Raw genomic sequence first — 1,742 nt, forward strand, 5'->3', positions numbered from 1 at the left:
CGTTTCAGGTCGACCCGTGCGCCCACCTTCCGGACCCGGAGCGCCAGGGCGGTGAGGGCCGCACGGTCGTGGTCTGACAAAGTCTCGAAGCTCTCGAGCTTGCGGATCAGCGCGTCCTGCATTGTCCCACATCGAGTGATGAAGAGCCGGCACGTTAGGTCAGAAAAAAGACGACGACGCCATCCTATGATCGAAATTTGCATATGCGGACGATAATGGTCATGGAGGAAGCCGTCGCTCGCAGACGTATCGGGTGCGGGCGCCGAGGGTTCTCGGCTCCCGCCTCCGACGAGGACGGGATCGTGATAGCTTCGCTCCAGATCTCCTGTCGTGCCGACTCCTCGCCGCGTTCTCGCCGCCCGGCTTCGCCCTGCTGCAACCCGATCTCACGCCCGCGCCGCTGCGGCTCGGCCCGGTGCTGATCAAGGCCCATGCGCCGCTCCCCCGCGTCGCCATCATCGAGGACGGCACCCTCTCAGGGGCCGCCCCCGCGGCGGATGGCGGTCCGATCGCGCTCGCGCTCGTCGGCCGCGAGGGGATGGTCGGCACGCCGGTCCTGCTCGGCACACGGATGCTCGGGGTCAACCGCCCGGGCCTGACGGCGGGGGTGTCGGTGCTCGCGCGCTTCGGGATGATCCGGCGGCAGCGCGGCATCATCACGATCCGCGACCGCGCGGCGCTGCTCGTGGCCGCCGGCGCGTCCTACGGAACCCCGGAGGGCGAGTGCGCGCGGCTGGCCGCGGGATCGGCCGAGGGCGGGGCCTGACCCTGCCGCCGCACGCGACGGGGTCGTCGGGGTCCCGCCCGATTCAAGAAGGCTCGCGCCGGATCGCATCGCCCGTCGGGCTTGAGGCCCGAGGGGCCTGACGGCGCTGCACGATCGCGGCGGTCCGTGTCGGCGGCCCGGGAACCGTCCGCGCCACGCGGGCGGCGCGGAGCCGCGACCCGGTGGTCCCGGTCCGGAAACCGCCGCCCGGCCCTTGCGCTTTCCCAGCCTGTCACCATCTTCAGACCATCCAACAGGATGGTAAAACGGGAGATTCACGATGGCGGGCACCACACGAGCGCGGCGGCCCCGAGCGCCCGACAGCGAGAAGCTGACGATCAATCTCGGCTACGTCGACCTGGGTCACATCGACCTCATGATCCGGGACGGCTTCTACGCCAACCGCACCGACTTCATCCGGACCGCCGTGCGCAACCAGCTCGCGCAGCAGGGCGACGCCGTCCGGCACTCCATCGCCCGCAACCAGCTCGCCCTCGGTCTATCCCACTTCACCCAGCAGGACTTGGAAGGGGCCAGGCGCGCTGGCACGCCCCTTCGCATCCAGGTCCTCGGCCTCGCCAGCATCGCCCCCGAGGTCACGCCCGAGCTCGCCCGCGACGCCATCGTGTCGGTGCAGGTCCTCGGCGCCTTCCACGCCAGCCCGGCGGTCAAGCTGGCACTGGCCGACCGCATCGCCTGACCCCTCGCACCCGCCCCGTCCCGACGGCCGGCCCGTGCTCCCGCACCGGCAAGCCCCTCTCCGACAGGATCACGATCATGACTGCATTCTCCCGCATCGACATGGGTGAGGTGACCCGTCTCACCCGCGCCGGCCAGCTGACCGAGGCCATGGCGCTGCTCCAGGGGCGCCCGGCGCCCGGCCGGCCCCGCTCGGCCACAGGTCCGGGAGCGGCCACCGGGCCCGGAGCGGCCCGCACCGGGGGAGGGGCCGCGCGCCCGTGGCCGGCCCTCGACA

At 71.9% G+C, this 1,742-nt stretch carries 2 protein-coding genes and 1 pseudogene; all 3 read left to right on the top strand.

The window, feature by feature from the left end:
• Positions 1 to 415 precede the first annotated feature (415 nt).
• Complete coding sequence (locus tag DT057_RS34790; RefSeq protein WP_128566540.1) at positions 416 to 766, top strand: winged helix-turn-helix domain-containing protein; 351 nt, start codon at positions 416 to 418, stop codon at positions 764 to 766.
• A 280-nt stretch (positions 767 to 1,046) separates the two neighbouring features.
• Positions 1,047 to 1,466, top strand: coding sequence for a CopG family transcriptional regulator (locus DT057_RS34795; RefSeq protein WP_128566541.1), 420 nt, complete (start codon positions 1,047 to 1,049; stop codon positions 1,464 to 1,466).
• Between the two features lie 77 nt (positions 1,467 to 1,543).
• Positions 1,544 to 1,742 (top strand): annotated as a pseudogene (locus DT057_RS34800) (extracellular catalytic domain type 1 short-chain-length polyhydroxyalkanoate depolymerase); the annotation flags it as partial.

The organism is Methylobacterium crusticola, assembly GCF_003574465.1.
Taxonomy (GTDB): Bacteria; Pseudomonadota; Alphaproteobacteria; order Rhizobiales; family Beijerinckiaceae; genus Methylobacterium; species Methylobacterium crusticola.

Coding starts and splice junctions, on each gene's coding strand:
- DT057_RS34795 (WP_128566541.1), top strand. CDS start 1,047: ATGGCGGGCACCACACGAGCGCGGCGGCCCCGAGCGCCCGACAGCGAG.